Annotated in this window: 1 protein-coding gene; it reads right to left on the minus strand. The window is 56.1% G+C overall.

Going from position 1 to position 1,041, the window contains the following annotated elements; translation table 11 throughout:
• A partial coding sequence (locus tag CWE22_RS12070; protein WP_211618725.1) for an Ig-like domain-containing protein occupies positions 1 to 1,041 on the minus strand: 1,041 nt, incomplete at both ends.

Consider the following 1,041-nt stretch of genomic DNA (forward strand, 5'->3'; position numbering starts at 1 on the left):
AGTTGCTCAAGCTGCCGTTGACAACGGTCACATCACCGACCACAAAGTCGTTTGAGCTCTCACTTAAGGTAAAGGTGAGCGCTGCCGTCTCACCGGCTTTCAACGCACCGACTGAGCTTGCAACGGTAATGGTTGGCACCACCGTATCAACACTCAAGCTCAACTGCGACGCCGCAACGTTGTTGTTGCCCGCCGCATCGGTAAAGGTATTGGCCGCCACATCCACAGTCACGCCCGTGGTGCTGGCCACCGCTGGGGTCAACGTCGCCGTATAACTGCTGCCGGAGCCGGCAAAGCCTGACAAGGTTCCGCCAGTGACTTGTACATCACCTTCGACAAAGTTGGTTGCATCTTCACTCAAGGTGAAGGTCACTTGCGCTGTCTCCCCAGCAGCGAGTGCTGCCGTATCGGCCGTGATATCGACACTCGGTACTTGCGTGTCGATGTTTAAGAACAAGGTGTTGGAGGCGTCATTGTTGTTGCCCACCGGATCTGTATAGCTGTCGGCGGCAATGTTGACTGTGACGCTGCCTTCGCTATTCTCCGCAGGCGTATAAACTGCCGTATAGTTCGAGCCACTGCCGCTGAAGTTACTGAAGGTCCCAGCACTGGCTTGCAGCGCATCGACCGTCAAATCGACCGACTCAGAAACGAAAATGCCAATGGTTGCCGTCTCACCCACGGTCAACAACGTATCAGAGCTCGTCAGCGTCATCGCCGGGCGTGAGGTGTCGACTTTCACATTAGAGGTATCCGTTGTAGTCGTCGTATTGCCCGCATTATCCGTCACCGTTGCTGAAACATTCGCAGTCGCTACCGTCACCCCTTCCGGGATCACCAACGCGGTACTCCAGGTGCCGGTCGTATTCGTTGCTGCGACCGCAGTCCCGCCGCCAAAGAACTCGAGGTTGATAGTCACGCTGCTGATGGTGTCGCTGTTGTTATCGCCAACTGCCGTGTTATCCCAGCTTGCCGTCACCGTATCACCGAGCTTATAAGCGCCGCCGTTACCGGTCGCACCGCTTATCGCGATATTCGCAT

The sequence above is a fragment of the Pseudidiomarina aestuarii genome (assembly GCF_003987355.1).
Taxonomy (GTDB): Bacteria; Pseudomonadota; Gammaproteobacteria; order Enterobacterales; family Alteromonadaceae; genus Pseudidiomarina; species Pseudidiomarina aestuarii.